The organism is Paenibacillus rubinfantis (assembly GCF_001486505.1).
GTDB classification, from domain to species: domain Bacteria; phylum Bacillota; class Bacilli; order Paenibacillales; family Paenibacillaceae; genus Fontibacillus; species Fontibacillus rubinfantis.
In genome coordinates this window covers 284,644-298,328 of sequence record NZ_LN909064.1, presented here as the reverse complement: position 1 = coordinate 298,328, position 13,685 = coordinate 284,644, and the positions used below count along the sequence as shown (strand labels likewise).

Sequence of the window (13,685 nt, the reverse complement as noted above, 5' to 3'; positions counted from 1 at the left end):
CGTGGTGTGCTTTTTTGCGTTCGGAAAGGAAGTGTGATCCGTCTGTGGCAACCGAATTATCCTGGATCCAACAAGTCGGGGAGGAACCGCAAAGCGGGAACTATGGGAGAAAAAACATCCCCCATGATGAAGCATTTAAAAAGCTGTTGCATACGTTTTTCGCGGAATTTATCGCATTGTTTTTTCCTGAACTTGAATCGCAGCTAGACTTCAGCCAAACCCGTTTCCTCATGCAAGAGCAGCTTGTAGATGTGGTGGGAGAAGAGGCGCGTACGCTCGATCTACTGCTGGAAACCAAATATATCGGTACGGATGCCTTCATCCTCATCCATCTTGAACCTCAATCGTATCGACAAGCAGACTTCCATGAGCGAATGTTTATCTACTTCAGCCGACTCTTTGAACGGCACCGGAAAGAACATCAACTCATCATCCCTATCGCCATCTTTACTTCCTCGGAGAGCAAAAATGAGCGAAATTCCTTAAGCATGTCGATTCTGGGAGAGGACATCCTCCAATTTCGGTTTCTGAAATTCGAGCTCATCAACCAACCCTGGCGGAGGTTTATCGAATCCAACAACCCTGTGGCTGCTGCATTACTAGCTAAAATGGGCTACAATAAAGGGGAGGAACGGGAGCTGCGTTTGGCTTATCTGCGCATGCTGCTGCAGCTCAGCCAAAGACTGGATAATGCCCGTCTGGCCCTGGTGATGTCCATCGCTGATTTGTATTTTGAACCGGATCCCCGGCAGGATGAGGAAATGCTTCGGGAGCTGGCGAATCAATACGCAAAGGAGAGTGAAGTGATCATGGAATTAATGCCCGCATGGATGCGGCAAGGTTATGAGAAAGGCCTGGAAGAGGGCTTAGAGAAAGGGATTGAAAAAGGGATTGAAAAAGGGATCGCACAAGGCACCCTTCTCGAACGCCAGCATATCGCGCGCAGGTTATTATCCAAGGGCTTCTCTCCAAGGGAAGTGGCCGACACGACCCAATTGCCTATCGAGGAAATCAGAAAATTATGAACTAAAGAAATTTGACCAGAGGATAAAGAACAAAGTAAAAAAGCCTCATCTTACGCGATGGGCTTTTTTCTTCGGTAATCAGAGTATGTGACTTTACTATATTTATTCAACAACCGGTCAAGAACCACCGACTGATGGAGAACCCGCGCATGCCGCAAGCCATATCTCTGTGCTAACCGATTTAATTCTTGTCTTTCCAGTTCAATTCGGAATCTGATTTTTTCAGAACTGTTCATAGCTATCACCCTAGGAACATATTAGAAGAGGTTGCCAAATATTACATAATGAAACCTAATGCAAGAAACAAAAAAATTCCATTTTTTGAGATGTTACAGCCCGGAAAGTTGCTCACTCTGTCTCTAGATACGCTATAAAATAAAAATAAGGTCAACCCAAAAGGGCTGACCCCTACTTTTTTGAATGGTTCAAGACAAAATAGATTAACCCCAATAGCCATGTGACAATGTTGCAATTAAACCAGTACCACTTGCCAAACCTACCAAACTAACCATTGTCAAAGCCGAAACCGTAAAAAACATTTTCTTTTTCATTTTCCCACACCTTTCTACACAGTTCTTCAAAATTATTATATTGCTCCTCAGTTACGAACCTGCGATTCAGTTCAAATAAAGTCATGCAATTCACGATCAAAGATTTATTATTCAAGGAAATTGCCAGTTTTAAGCTATATAATAAGCTCCTTATACCTTCTTCATAATTCCTTTTTCTCAGATTATAAATTGCGTAATTCTGAAAAAAAACGGAACAACGGTTCACACTGACTACGGATTCTGGAAACCACTTATCTTTTCCAATCAACCTGTATGTTTCAATTTCTTCGGAAAATCGATCAAGAATATCATCAATGTAAAACTCATAGCGATTGGCCGATTCTACTAATGTTATCAAGCCCTCCACCAGTTCATCGGGTTCTTCTTCCAAGAATTGAACATACTTAGGAATTTTTGAACGATCCCCCGTTTTAATATCCATACAAAGATAATTGGCCTGGGCAAACATTTTAAATTGTTCAATAACGGCAGTTTGGGTTTCATCATCGGCATCAAACCAACTTAAATCCGCATATTCTGCAATCCATTTCTTTGCTTCCTCAAACATTCCTCTATATTCATAAGAGCCAGACTTGAAAAGATAGCCCCTACCATAATAATAAACAAGAGGACGGAGTGGTTTGAAATCGCTGTATCTCCATACTTTTCTTTCGTACAACGCTTTAGCTAATGCGCAAAGTTCATCTGCATATGCTTCGACTTCAGACCAATTAAATTTAAGCGAATAAACTTCGACCAACATTAGTATTCCATCAAGCGCATACACTTCCGGCAAACGATGTCTGTAGGGCAAAAATTGCATTGCAGTTTTAAATCCCTTGTCACTATCCATGCTGTGAATTTTAAACAACCTGTAGTAACTCATGGCCAGCCGTTCGGAATGGCTAGATCTCTCGCTTTCAATTACAGCTTCATATAGAATTACGGCAGCTTTTTTTAGACCCTTCTCAAACATTTGCTCCGCAGTTTCGAAAATTCCCGCAATCTGTTTCAAGTCTTCTAGTAATCGGCTTAATACCACATTGATACAATCGTACTTCTCCAGCTCGGCGCATTTTATCAGGAACGGCCGCAACCTTCTCCAATGCGGAGCGGTTGAAGTAAAACATTCATCTGCGTATAAATCGTAAAAGTGTCCTTCGGGCAAGCCCATCGCAGCCGTGATTCGGTCCAGTTGACCGATGGCAATCGGCCGGTTCCCGTTAATGATTCCGCTTAACGTACCGACGTTAACCCCGGCAGTTTCCGAAAAACGATGTAGGGTTGTCCTTTCGCTCTTGATGTAGTCTTCTAGTTCTGCGCGAATCGTGGTTGTGGATATCAAAAAATTATCGCCCCCCAATCCCGCTTCCTTCTACGAGTCGAAAGTTTCTCGACTAGTAGAGCACCAAACGACATCCAATGACATCAAGCAACACCATATACTTCAAAAATACCAATTTATAGTTACATAATAATCCTAAATTTGACAATCGTCAATAAGAAAAAAGACCGATAAGCAAACATTTTGTCTGCTTATCGGTCTTCTTGAAGTTTCTTAGATTTCCAGCTCAGCCGCAGCCGCATTGGCCTCTACTTGCGCCGGATTCTTGCAGCCCGGAATCACCGTGCTGACAATCGGATTCTTCAGGCACCAGGCCAAAGCCCACTGAGCCATGTCCACGCCTTCCGGCAGTTCGTTCCGCCGGATTTCCTCCACTTCTTCGAGCTTGCGGCGAGTGTTCTCCGGATCGTGACGATGGCGCACATCGGTCTCGCTAAACACCGCACCCGGTTTATACTTACCGCTGAGGTAGCCACTCGCTAACGGCACCCTCGCAAGCACACCTAATTGTTGGCGCTCGCAGGAAGGGAACACTCGCTCTTCCGGCACGCGGTCCAGCCGGTTGTACACCACCTGAATCGCCTCCGAACCCACTTTAGTCGAGGCCTCGGTCTGATGAAGGTTGTCGTTGCTGCCGATCGACGTGCCTAGATGAAGGATTTTCCCGGCTTGCTTTTGTTTATCCAGCAGCGTCCACAGTTCATTATTGTCAAAAGCCGCATCCGGACCGGAATGGAACTGGTATAAATCGATGTATTCGGTCTTCAGCGCTTTTAGCGAAGCGTCTAGCTGTTGCAGGACCGCTGCGGCATCAAAACGGTCCGTCCGTGTGAACCGCTCATGGAATTGATGCCCAAACTTCGTGGCTACCAACCAATCCTCCCGGTTGCGCCGGCTGAGATAATCCCCGATGAACGATTCGGACAAATGATCGCCGTAACACTCGGCCGTATCGATCAAGTTTATGCCAAGCTCCCGGCCGCGATCCAAAATCGCATCCACTTCCGCTTGCGTGTAGTTCAAGCCCCACTCCCCGCCAAACTGCCAGGTTCCGATGCCCACCACAGAAACGTTTAGACCGGTCTTCCCTAATTTGCGATATTTCATGTTCCGAATCCTCCTGATGTGATTGGATTTATTTCAAGTAAAAAACCTCGCGCATCGGCACGATTGGCTGCGGCTCATTAAAGTCAAATGAACCCTCCACCATCCCCGACGTGATCGCATTCCACCGCTGGCACACCTCGCTGTCCGCAATGTACTTGAACGCCGCATCCGGATTATCGCATTCGAAGCAGTAGAAAAACTGATTCCCTTGTTGAAAGATCGAATAATTCCGAATACCCGCTTGGGTATGCTCCTCGAGCACCTCCGGCCAGGGATTCAAATGCATCTCCACATAAGCCTCCAGCTGATCTTCCTTCACGCGCCAGGTCCAGGCGAATTTGCGGCTTGGACTCATTTCCATGAATACCCCTCCCATGAAAGTTTCATTCCATCAAACTTCCCTACTTTATAAAACGTCGGATCAGCTTGAGCTTCCCGGCGGTATAGGGCGGATAAATAAAGCTAAGGTTGATCCGCGACTTTTTCAACACGCTTTTCCGGTGCGAAAACGTCTCAAAGCTGTACCGGCCGTGATAAGCGCCCATCCCGGAAGAACCTACGCCGCCAAAAGGCAGATACGGGCTCACTAAGTGCATGATCGTATCATTTACGCATCCCCCGCCGAACGAAACGGACTCCATCACCTTTTGTTCCGTTGCCGAGTTGCTCGTAAACAAGTACAGCGCCAGCGGTTTGGGGTGTTCCCGGATGTTCCGGAGCGCCGCGTCCAACTCCCGATATTCCAGCACCGGCAAAATCGGCCCAAAGATCTCCTCCTGCATCACTTTGTCTTCCCAGCTCACGTTGTCCATAATCGTTGGTGCCAGATACAGATCCTCGCGCTCCCCCGTCCCGCCAACCGCTACTTTAGAGGGATCCAATAATCCCATCAACCGGTTCCAGTGCCGTTCGTTTACGATCCGACCATAGTCCGGACTTCGCTGCGGATCTTCCCCGTAGAAGGCCGTGATCTGCGCCTTCATTTTGGCGATTAGCTCCGCTCTCACCGACTCGTGAACGAGCACATAGTCCGGCGCCACGCAGGTCTGACCGGTGTTGAGGAATTTCCCCCAAACGATGCGCTGTGCGGCCAGCTCCAAATCCACTTCCCGATCGACAATGCAAGGGCTTTTCCCGCCCAGCTCCAAGACCACCGGAACCAAATGCTCCGCGGCTGCCGCCATCACAATTTTCCCAACCTGAATGCTTCCGGTGAAAAAAATTAAATCCAGCGGGGCGTGAATCAACGCGGACGTCACCTCTTGCCCCCCCTCCATGACCCGGATGTACTCGGGATCAAACGTTTCGCCAAGCATCTCGGCAATAACCCCAGAGACATGAGGCGTAAACTCCGAAGGTTTAACGATGGCGGCGTTCCCCGCGGAGATCGCCCCGATCAACGGATCGATCACCAGCATAAACGGATAGTTAAACGGGCCGATGATCAACGTCGAGCCGTAAGGCTCCCGGTAAATGTAACTGCGGGAGCCAACATGGGTGATCGGTGTTCGTACCCGCTCCGGCTTGACCCATTGCCGAAGCCGCTTCATCACGTAACCGATACTGTCGTACGCATAACCCACTTCCGTGCTGTAACCTTCGAGTTCAGGTTTGCGCAAATCCCGCTGCAGCGCTTCCAAAATTCGCATTTCGTAACGGGTAATAGCGGCCTTCAAACGTTCCAGCTGGCGCAGCCTGAACTCAACCGGGCGTGTGGCACCGGACTGGACGAATTGCTGCTGGGCGCGAACGATCTCTGCAACGGACGCGGCAACAGGTTGATCTTGGCTTGGCGTTCGGGTGGGCACTTCGGTTTCACTCAAGGCGGATCCCTCTTTTTCTCGAATTCTTCGTCTCGCTTGTCTGTACCTTCTATTGTAACCCGAAATCGAGTTGATGACATGTATCAAGGAAGGACCTTCTTCATGGGGTTGGCGTCGGAATGAGTGGTGTTGTCAAATACGCTTATGTCATATTTCCTTACATTAAATCCACGGAAAAATGAATTCTCGTCGTGAAAACTACGTTTTTGCAATCGTCAAGATGATTTTCAGTTAAATTTATGAACATTTTTTGTTATTTATATTGACATATTCTTTCTAAAACTCATATAATTTAACTACGTTCACAACGTCGTGGCGCAACCCTATTCATATTCCGGTCTCGCACAACGTAGTGCCGCCGGTCGGCAAAGGAGCCATTCGGGCAATCGCAAGATTGCGCGGGGCTCCTTTTTGTTTTGCGCCCAGTTTTGGCCGTACCTAAGAGAACAGAAACATCCCGGACAAAGAGGATGGAACCTGGAGAGGAGATGGAAGGATGGAACGTACCGGTTTTTTGAAGAGCGGGCATAAGCCCTCGCTGCTGAGCGCTTTTCTGTACTTCGATGTTAGCTTTATGGTATGGGTCCTGATCGGGCCGCTAGCCGTCATCATGATGCAGGACTACCCGATGAACGCCGCGCAAAAAGCCAATCTCGTCGCCCTGCCGATCCTTGGCGGCTCTGTGCTTCGCCTGGTGCTTGGCGTGCTGGCTGACCGAATCGGACCCAAACGGACCGGCCAGCTTGGTATGGCCGTCACCATGGTGCCGCTCGTCTGGGGCTGGCAATTCGTCGATTCGCTAGGCGAGTTGTACACGGTCGTCTTGCTTCTGGGCGTAGCTGGCGCTTCCTTCTCGGCGGCCCTGCCTTTAGCCAGCCGCTGGTACCCGCCGCAATACCAGGGATTAGCGATGGGGATCGCCGGGGCTGGCAATAGCGGCACCGTCTTCTCCACCTTATTCGCCAATCGAATCGCCCAGTATTTTGGGAGCTGGGAGGTCGTGTTTGGATTCGCTCTCCTTCCGGTTGCATTGGTTTTCCTCGTTTTTACACTGCTGGCGAAAGACAGTCCCAACCAGCCGGACCCCAAAAAACTGCGCGACTACGCCGCCGTGCTTCGCGAGCGGGATACGTGGCTGTTTTGCTTGTTGTATATGGTGACGTTCGGCGGCTTTGTAGGGTTGTCGAACTACTTGACGATTTTTTTCAATACACAATACGGGCTTAGCGCGGTGCGGGCCGCCGATTTCACCACTTTATGCGTGATCGCCGGGAGCTTCTTCCGTCCGGTAGGCGGCTGGCTGGCCGATAAGCTTGGCGGAGTCCGCATGCTGCTGGCTTTATACGCGGGGGTGGCTCTCATGATGGCCTCCGTCTCGTCGCTGCCGCCGCTGTCCGTTGTCACCGTGCTGCTGTTCGTTGGCATGATGTGCCTGGGCATGGGCAACGGCTCGGTATTTCAGCTCGTCCCGCAGCGGTTCCAGCAAGAAATCGGCGTGATCACCGGGATTGTGGGGGCGGCCGGCGGGCTGGGCGGTTATTTCCTGCCGAATATCCTTGGCCTCCTAAAGCAGTGGACCGGTTCCTATACCCCCGGTTTTCTCATTCTAAGCGGCATCGCGCTGGCTTGCATCCTCACCGTCACCCTCATTCAAGGCCAGTGGAAACGAACGTTCCTGCAGCGGAAGGAGGCGACTTATGATGCTTACCCCTACAGCCGCCCTTCCTGAGCAGCGTTTGCGATCCCACTGTCCCTTCTGCAGTATGCAGTGCAGCCTGGACCTGCACGTTACCCCCGGGTCCAGGCTGGGGTATGAAGTGAAGCCAAGTCTGGACTTCCCCGTAGCCACCGGCCGGCTCTGTCAAAAGGGCTTCAATGCCTTTGAGCATACGGTTCATCCGGAACGGGTGATGCAGCCGCTGCGCAGACTTGCGGAGCAGAACTCGGGTCGGAGCAATAAAGCGGGGATGTCGGGCGGTCTTAAGGGGAAGTCTTTGTCCCCTGAAGGAACCTCTCCCGCTTGGTCGCAAGCGGCTTGGCCCGAAGCGCTGGACGACATCGCCGACCGGATTCGGCAGCTTCAGGAACAGTACGGTCCCAACAGCGTCTCCGTGTTTGGCGGCGGTTCCCTGACGAATGAAGTGTGTTATTTGCTTGGCAAATTTGCCCGGGTCGCCTTGCGGTCCCGCTACGTGGACTATAACGGTCGATACTGCATGTCCTCCGCGGCGGCGGCGCAGCAACTGGCGTTGGGGATCGACCGCGGTCTCCCCTTTCCGCTTGAGGATATCCCCCAAACGGATTATCTCCTCCTCGCCGGTACCAATATCGCCGAGTGCCAACCCACGCTGATGCCTTATTTACTGGCCGCCAAGAAGCAAGGGGCCGTCATCGTCACCATCGATCCGCGGCGGACGATGACGGCCAAGATCGCCACCCACCAACTGATGATTGAGCCTGGACAGGATTCGCTGCTCATCAGCGGAATGATGCATGTGATCATCGAGGAGCGCTTGTATGACGCGGAGTTTGTGACCGCGCATACGGAAGGGTTTGAAGCGGTGCAGGAGGCGGTGCGGGCCTTCCCGCCCGAACGGGTTGCCGCCCTCACCGGGATCCCCGAGGCGACGATCCGCCAGGTGGCCCGCGGGTTTGCCGGGGCGAAGCGCGGGATGGTCCTGACCGCGCGGGGCCTGGAGCAGCAGGTGAACGGCGTGGAGCATACGCTGCAGTACATCAACCTGTGCCTGCTATGCGGGCACATCGGGAAACCAGGCAGCGGTTTCGGCTCCGTCACCGGGCAAGCCAATGGGCAGGGCGGCCGCGAGCATGGGCTCAAGGCCGACCAGCTGCCGGGCTATCGCTCGATCGAGGACCCCGATGCTCGGGCGCATGTCGCCGGCGTCTGGGGAATCGATCCAAGTGAATTGCCCGGCAAAGGCGTCTCCGCGTATGAGCTGTTCGGGAAGGTGCTGGACGGCGACATCAAAGCGATGATCCTCCTCGGCTCCAATCCGGTCGTGTCCAGCCCCAACAATGCCCGAGTCGCCGAGGCGCTGGCGAAGCTGGACCTGCTCGTCGTCGTCGACCTGTTCGAGACGGAGACGGCGGCCTACGCGGATTGGCTGCTGCCCGGCACGTCCTTCCTCGAAGTGGAAGGGACGATGACGAACCTCGAGGGCCGGGTGTTCTACCGGCCCCAGGTGTTTAAGCCGGCCGGCGCGGCGATGCCGGACGCCTGGCTGCTGTGCGCCCTCGCCGAACGGCTGGGCCGAGGGCGCTATTTCTCTTACTCGTCGATGAGCGAAGTATTCGACGAGTTGTGCCGCGCTTCCGCCGGGGGCAAAGCCGACTACAGCGGCTTAAGCTACCCGCGCCTGCAGGAAGCGCAGGGGCTGTTCTGGCCGTGCCCCGGGCCCGGCCAGACCCGGACCTGGCCGAGCAGCTTCGCCTGCGCGAGGGCGACCGCGTCCGCTTGACCTCGCGGCGCGGGTCGCTGGAGGTCGCCGCCAAGGTGACGGCGGACATCCATCCGCGCACGATGTTTGTCCCGTTCCACTGGGGCGGCGACCAGGCGGTTAACCGGCTGACGAACGATGCCCTCCACCCCGTCAGCCGGATGCCGGAGTTCAAGATCAGCGCCGTCCGCGCCGAACGGGTGGCACCAGAGGAGGCCAACTACACCGCCGTGCAACGCACCGATGAACACACTGGCGATCCGGCAGCCCTGGCAGCATCTCGCCATGAACGGGGCTAAGGATGGATGAAATACCAAAGGGGCTATCCTCCCCAGCTTATTGCTGGAGGGATAGCCCCTGTTTTATATTAATCGCCGTCTTGAATGTGAATGCGTTTGGAGCGGGTCGGCTGCCGTTTCGGCACTTCCAGCTTCAACACACCATCCTTCAAGGACGCGCGAATGCTGTCTTCCTCAATGTCCTGCACGTAGAATCGCCGCACATATTCGCCGTACCGGCGTTCCTTGCGAACGAGGTGCTGGTTGGTATCCTCCATGCTGCTGTCCTCATTGCGAACGGCTTTGATCGTCAAGTAAGGAGCCGCATAATCGATCTCGATGTCCTCTTTGCGGAAACCCGGCAGATCCGCTTCAACCAGATACGCATCCTCCGCCTCGCGAATATCGGTTCGGAAGGCACGCGGTGAATTTTGAAACGGGGCAAAAAAGTCATCCTGGAACACATCATTCAACGTCTTCGCCAACTGGCTGAACGCGTCTTCTCTATGTCTGCCAAATGGAATCAAATCAAACATCATGTATTCCCCTTTCTTTGGTTTGACCTTATTTGACCTTACACCTTCATTATATGCCCCCGCTTCCAAAGTGACAAAAACCATCTCGAGCCAAATCCCTCCATAGGCGGCGATTTTCGTTTTATTTTTTGGTCCGAGGTCCATCAATCTGCGAGTTTGACCTTTTTTGACCTTAAATCTAGTTCTCCTGAATTACTCGTTCCTTCCATCCGTTGATTTTTCTTCATAAACTAACGGGTTGCGGCCATCTGGGCCTTCTATAATAAAGCTCAAAGAGGTGAAAGAGGTATGGATTGGATTCTGCGAGTGAATCAAGTCATGGACTATGTGGAGGAGCATTTGTGCGACCTCATCGACGAACAGGAAATCAGCCGAATTGCGGCTTGTTCCTTTCCGTTGTTTCAGGGGGCGTTTACGCAGATGACGGAGCTCCCTTTGTCCGAGTATATCCGCCGTCGAAAACTGAGCTGCGCCGCTTACGATATTCAGAATACCGACGAGAAAATCATCGATATCGCCATGCGGTATGGCTATGCCTCGGCGGATGCTTTTACCGTCGCGTTCAAGCGTCTCCACGGAGTGTCACCGATGCAGGCCCGTGGTCCGGGAGTCAAGTTGGCCTTTTATGGTCGACTTCGCTTTACTTTAGCAATGGAAGGGGTGGATAAAATGGATTATACGGTTATGGTAAAACCTGGCTTTAAAGTCATCGGCATCCGGCGCGTAACTTCTTCTGGCGGCGGAACTTGGGAGGTGGTCCACAGCGACGGCAGTCATGAGGCCATCCAACAGCGCTGCGGCCGTCCCCTGGATTTGGGGTTATGCTTTGGGTTCGACGAGACGGGCAGCAACGACTATATGTGTGCGATCGAGTGGGAGCAGGAAGACGTGCCCGGATTCGAGAGCTACATATATCCGGAAGGCACGTGGTTAAAGTTCGAAGCGAACGGCAGCATTTCAGGGCATACGCTCGGAAACGTATGGAAACGGATCAACACCGAGTTCCTGCCCCAAAGCAAATACGAGAAATCCGGCCCCACGATCGAAAAATACGCGGCATGGGACGAGGCCTCGGATAGGTGCAAGGTGGAAATTTGGATCCCTGTTCGACTAAAGCCCAAACCACGCTCATAACCGGCTTACGACATAAGAAAAAACCGGCCGATATCCTCAGTCGGCCGGTGTTAACTTCTACCTCGTATGCATCAGCGCCGATTTCCAGCGCATCTTGATGTCTCTCGTGCTGCCTTTGCACGATGATCCCATTCATTCAGGAGGGCCAAAGACCGGAGTGAGTTAAGCTCTTCGCCAGTTCTCGGCGATCTGATCAAAGGGGATCATCGTATAAAGCGTCCGAAATGATCCTATTGTCCGCCCGCCTTCGCCAGCTCCGCTTCGATCGCCGCCGCCAACTCCTCGTACGAGGCGCTTGGCAGCAGCTCCCCGTTCACCATAAATTGAGGGGTTCCGTTGACGCCGTAATAGCCGGCGGTTTTGAAATCCTCTTTGACCGGAAGCATGTAGGTGTGTTCCTTTAGATCTTTCTCGAATCGCTCATAGTCGATCCCCTCGAGGTTCTTCTTCACGAAGTCGAGCAAAAAGCCGGGTGTTGCCCAGATTTTCGTTTCATCCCCTTGGTGTTCGTACAGCTTACTTTTAAACTCCCAAAACTTCTCGTTGCTCTGCGCCGCGATCGCTTCGCCCGCGCTGGCCGCCATGATCGAATCCCGGTCGATAAACGCGTAGTTGGTAAAGAACAGCTCGATTTTGCCGGTATCGATGAAGTCTTTTTGCAGCTGAGTCATGTAGGTTTCATCCCATTTCTTGCAGGCCGGGCATTTAAAATCGGCGAACTCGATGACCTTAACCTTGGCGTTCGGATCACCTAGATGCGGTTGCTTCTCATATTTCAAGCCCTCGGCGGTGTAATCGCCTTTGATTTCCGTGTAGTTCGGGAGATCCTTCAACCCGGAAGAATCCGAACCCTTCAGGAAAACGATAGCCAGCGTGATCACCAAGACGCCAATCAAAATCAACGAAGCGACAAAAATCAGACCGGATTTTGTTTTCCCCGGGTCCCTTCCTTTTCCGTTGGGAGATTTGCCTGCCGTCCCCTTGCCGGCGTTCTTCTTGTCAGGGCTTGTTCGGTTGTACGCCGTCTTATTGTTGGAAGCCGGTTTCTCGCTGCCATTCCGATTGCTACCCTTGTTCTGGGCCATCCGCCATCCTACCTCCATATGGATTAGTTTCGTCCTCATTCTAGCGTATGGCCCACGGCAGGGGAGTAACAAAGGTCACACACGGATCGAACTCAGCTTAACGTGACATCCAAATGCCAACGGTACACGCCCCGGCCGGGAACAACAGCGGCTTCACCCCGGCGGACGGCATGGGCGAGTTCATCCATACGCCCGGTGGCCGGTTCCAAGGCAAGTTGATAGTTACCGCCGAACCCGCCGTAGTTGGCCCAGACGGCTAAATACGGCACTTTATCTGCGGGGAAGTAGAACGTCAGCGCCTCGCCGGTCGCGGGATCGCTGATGCCGGCGTACCCGGAGCCGGAGCCAGAGCCGAAGCCGAGCCCAAGCCGGCCGGTGAAGTAATACTTCTCCGCGAATCGGCCGGCGTTGGGCTCCACGGTGCTCAGGTCAACCGGCCCTCCGGATATGCTGCTGTGCGCCAGGGGCCAAGGCTGCTTGGATCCGAACGCACCTAGCCTTCCCTCCGCAGAGTAAGAGACCTCGATCTCTTTCAGATCGTTCGGAACGTGCAGCTTCATGCCCTCCCGTACCTGCAGCAGTGGATGCGCCGCCCATAAAAAGGAGAAGGGCGCTCCCGACAAGTTCGCCACGGTGTATTCGGTGCGAAGTGTGTCTGCGGCCGGGAACGTATAAGTCTTCTCCAGGACATAGGGAAATAGCACGCCGCCAATCCGGCAGGTCAGGGCCGAGCTCGTGGTCTGATGCTCCCAAGCCCGGGACCAGACCTCCCCGTGGTCGGGGATCGCCCGGCCTTGCCAAGGCGCTTGCGGGTATGCCCCGGCATCGATGGCCGGGAACATTTCGTCCCAGCCGCTTTCGTCGCCGGCCGCAAAGGACGTGCCGTAGCCCTCGTTCCCCAGCGGCTTATCACTCCGCCACAGCCATTCACGCCCCGTCTTGCGATTCTGCAGCGATACGGCCTTGCCGCCCAGCTCTGGAACGATGGTCACCGCTAGTTGCTCGGTTTCCCCGGTCCAGGCGTCCCAGCCCTCCACTTCCGACTTTCGCCATTGGTTCATTCGCCTATTCCTCCTCCAACCGGATCGCTGTAAGGTGAAACATTGAGGTGAAACGTTGAAGACACGCGATTCGCCCCCATTTTCCACAGTTTTCCCTTTCGCTGCGGGAGTACAATCGTCTAACGCTTGTGACCAACGCTATTTGCGCAAAAAGGAGGAGATTTTAGATCTAACGCTTACCAGACACCTTATTTGCTCATTTTGGAGCAAAAAGGGGGCTTCATCGCCCCCATAAGCACGCTGATCAGCGTTAGAAAGTCAACATCGTCATTTTAGGCCAAA

The 13,685-nt window shown here is 53.1% G+C and carries 13 protein-coding genes; 5 read left to right on the top strand and 8 right to left on the bottom strand.

Annotated elements, in window-relative coordinates; all coding sequences use genetic code 11:
* The first annotated feature begins 44 nt into the window (after positions 1 to 44).
* Positions 45 to 1,025 (top strand): Rpn family recombination-promoting nuclease/putative transposase, encoded by a 981-nt coding sequence (locus BN3277_RS09675; protein WP_157688705.1) that lies wholly within the window; start codon positions 45 to 47, stop codon positions 1,023 to 1,025.
* A gap of 50 nt (positions 1,026 to 1,075) precedes the next feature.
* Here the strand turns inward: BN3277_RS09675 and BN3277_RS25035 are convergent, their stop codons facing one another.
* The 5 genes from BN3277_RS25035 to BN3277_RS09655 all read right to left on the bottom strand — a co-directional run bounded on the left by BN3277_RS25035 (position 1,076) and on the right by BN3277_RS09655 (position 5,851).
* Positions 1,076 to 1,261: an aspartyl-phosphate phosphatase Spo0E family protein gene (locus BN3277_RS25035; protein ID WP_082691399.1), complete on the bottom strand. Its 186-nt coding sequence runs from the start codon at positions 1,259 to 1,261 to the stop codon at positions 1,076 to 1,078.
* A gap of 268 nt (positions 1,262 to 1,529) precedes the next feature.
* Positions 1,530 to 2,939 carry an XRE family transcriptional regulator gene (locus BN3277_RS09670; protein ID WP_232436377.1) on the bottom strand — a complete coding sequence of 470 codons (1,410 nt, stop codon included), beginning with the start codon at positions 2,937 to 2,939 and terminating at the stop codon, positions 1,530 to 1,532.
* A gap of 195 nt (positions 2,940 to 3,134) precedes the next feature.
* The gene (locus BN3277_RS09665) at positions 3,135 to 4,028 is read right to left on the bottom strand and encodes an aldo/keto reductase (RefSeq protein WP_059042102.1); all 894 of its coding nucleotides are present in this window, start codon (positions 4,026 to 4,028) and stop codon (positions 3,135 to 3,137) included.
* A 28-nt stretch (positions 4,029 to 4,056) separates the two neighbouring features.
* Complete coding sequence (locus tag BN3277_RS09660; protein WP_082691398.1) at positions 4,057 to 4,389, bottom strand: L-rhamnose mutarotase; 333 nt, start codon at positions 4,387 to 4,389, stop codon at positions 4,057 to 4,059.
* 40 nt (positions 4,390 to 4,429) lie between these two features.
* Entirely contained in the window at positions 4,430 to 5,851 is a 1,422-nt protein-coding gene (locus BN3277_RS09655) for an aldehyde dehydrogenase (protein WP_082691397.1), read from the bottom strand.
* A gap of 496 nt (positions 5,852 to 6,347) precedes the next feature.
* Here BN3277_RS09655 and BN3277_RS09650 point away from each other — a divergent pair, with 496 nt between their 5' ends.
* The 3 genes from BN3277_RS09650 to BN3277_RS26000 are packed head-to-tail and all read left to right on the top strand — an operon-like array spanning position 6,348 to position 9,608.
* The gene (locus BN3277_RS09650; RefSeq protein WP_059042100.1) at positions 6,348 to 7,580 is read left to right on the top strand and encodes a nitrate/nitrite transporter; all 1,233 of its coding nucleotides are present in this window, start codon (positions 6,348 to 6,350) and stop codon (positions 7,578 to 7,580) included.
* Entirely contained in the window at positions 7,549 to 9,330 is a 1,782-nt protein-coding gene (locus BN3277_RS09645; RefSeq protein WP_059042099.1) for a molybdopterin oxidoreductase family protein, read from the top strand. The genes BN3277_RS09650 and BN3277_RS09645 overlap by 32 nt, the downstream gene beginning before the upstream one ends.
* A complete protein-coding gene (locus BN3277_RS26000) occupies positions 9,258 to 9,608 on the top strand; it encodes a molybdopterin dinucleotide binding domain-containing protein (protein WP_232436376.1) in 351 nt (116 codons plus the stop codon). The genes BN3277_RS09645 and BN3277_RS26000 overlap by 73 nt, the downstream gene beginning before the upstream one ends.
* A 68-nt stretch (positions 9,609 to 9,676) precedes the next feature.
* Here BN3277_RS26000 and BN3277_RS09635 read toward each other — a convergent pair whose 3' ends face one another.
* Positions 9,677 to 10,123 (bottom strand): Hsp20/alpha crystallin family protein, encoded by a 447-nt coding sequence (locus BN3277_RS09635; RefSeq protein ID WP_059042713.1) that lies wholly within the window; start codon positions 10,121 to 10,123, stop codon positions 9,677 to 9,679.
* 288 nt (positions 10,124 to 10,411) lie between these two features.
* Between BN3277_RS09635 and BN3277_RS09630 the strand changes: the two genes are divergently transcribed.
* On the top strand, positions 10,412 to 11,257 hold the full coding sequence (locus tag BN3277_RS09630) for an AraC family transcriptional regulator (RefSeq protein WP_059042095.1): 846 nt from the start codon (positions 10,412 to 10,414) through the stop codon (positions 11,255 to 11,257).
* A 230-nt stretch (positions 11,258 to 11,487) separates the two neighbouring features.
* On the opposite strand, the gene BN3277_RS09625 is transcribed toward BN3277_RS09630, so the two are convergent.
* Both BN3277_RS09625 and BN3277_RS09620 read right to left on the bottom strand, forming a co-directional pair.
* On the bottom strand, positions 11,488 to 12,342 hold the full coding sequence (locus tag BN3277_RS09625) for a DsbA family protein (RefSeq protein WP_059042093.1): 855 nt from the start codon (positions 12,340 to 12,342) through the stop codon (positions 11,488 to 11,490).
* Between the two features lie 92 nt (positions 12,343 to 12,434).
* Complete coding sequence (locus tag BN3277_RS09620; RefSeq protein ID WP_059042091.1) at positions 12,435 to 13,403, bottom strand: aldose epimerase family protein; 969 nt, start codon at positions 13,401 to 13,403, stop codon at positions 12,435 to 12,437.
* Between the last annotated feature and the right edge of the window lie 282 nt (positions 13,404 to 13,685).

What these genes read in the sequence shown, in the direction of transcription:
- BN3277_RS25035 (WP_082691399.1), bottom strand. Translation starts at nt 1,261, where the DNA reads ATGAACAGTTCTGAAAAAATCAGATTCCGAATTGAACTGGAAAGACAA.
- BN3277_RS09665 (WP_059042102.1), bottom strand. Translation starts at nt 4,028, where the DNA reads ATGAAATATCGCAAATTAGGGAAGACCGGTCTAAACGTTTCTGTGGTG.
- BN3277_RS09660 (WP_082691398.1), bottom strand. Translation starts at nt 4,389, where the DNA reads ATGGAAATGAGTCCAAGCCGCAAATTCGCCTGGACCTGGCGCGTGAAG.
- BN3277_RS09650 (WP_059042100.1), top strand. Translation starts at nt 6,348, where the DNA reads ATGGAACGTACCGGTTTTTTGAAGAGCGGGCATAAGCCCTCGCTGCTG.
- BN3277_RS09645 (WP_059042099.1), top strand. Translation starts at nt 7,549, where the DNA reads ATGATGCTTACCCCTACAGCCGCCCTTCCTGAGCAGCGTTTGCGATCC.
- BN3277_RS09635 (WP_059042713.1), bottom strand. Translation starts at nt 10,123, where the DNA reads ATGTTTGATTTGATTCCATTTGGCAGACATAGAGAAGACGCGTTCAGC.
- BN3277_RS09630 (WP_059042095.1), top strand. Translation starts at nt 10,412, where the DNA reads ATGGATTGGATTCTGCGAGTGAATCAAGTCATGGACTATGTGGAGGAG.
- BN3277_RS09625 (WP_059042093.1), bottom strand. Translation starts at nt 12,342, where the DNA reads ATGGCCCAGAACAAGGGTAGCAATCGGAATGGCAGCGAGAAACCGGCT.
- BN3277_RS09620 (WP_059042091.1), bottom strand. Translation starts at nt 13,403, where the DNA reads ATGAACCAATGGCGAAAGTCGGAAGTGGAGGGCTGGGACGCCTGGACC.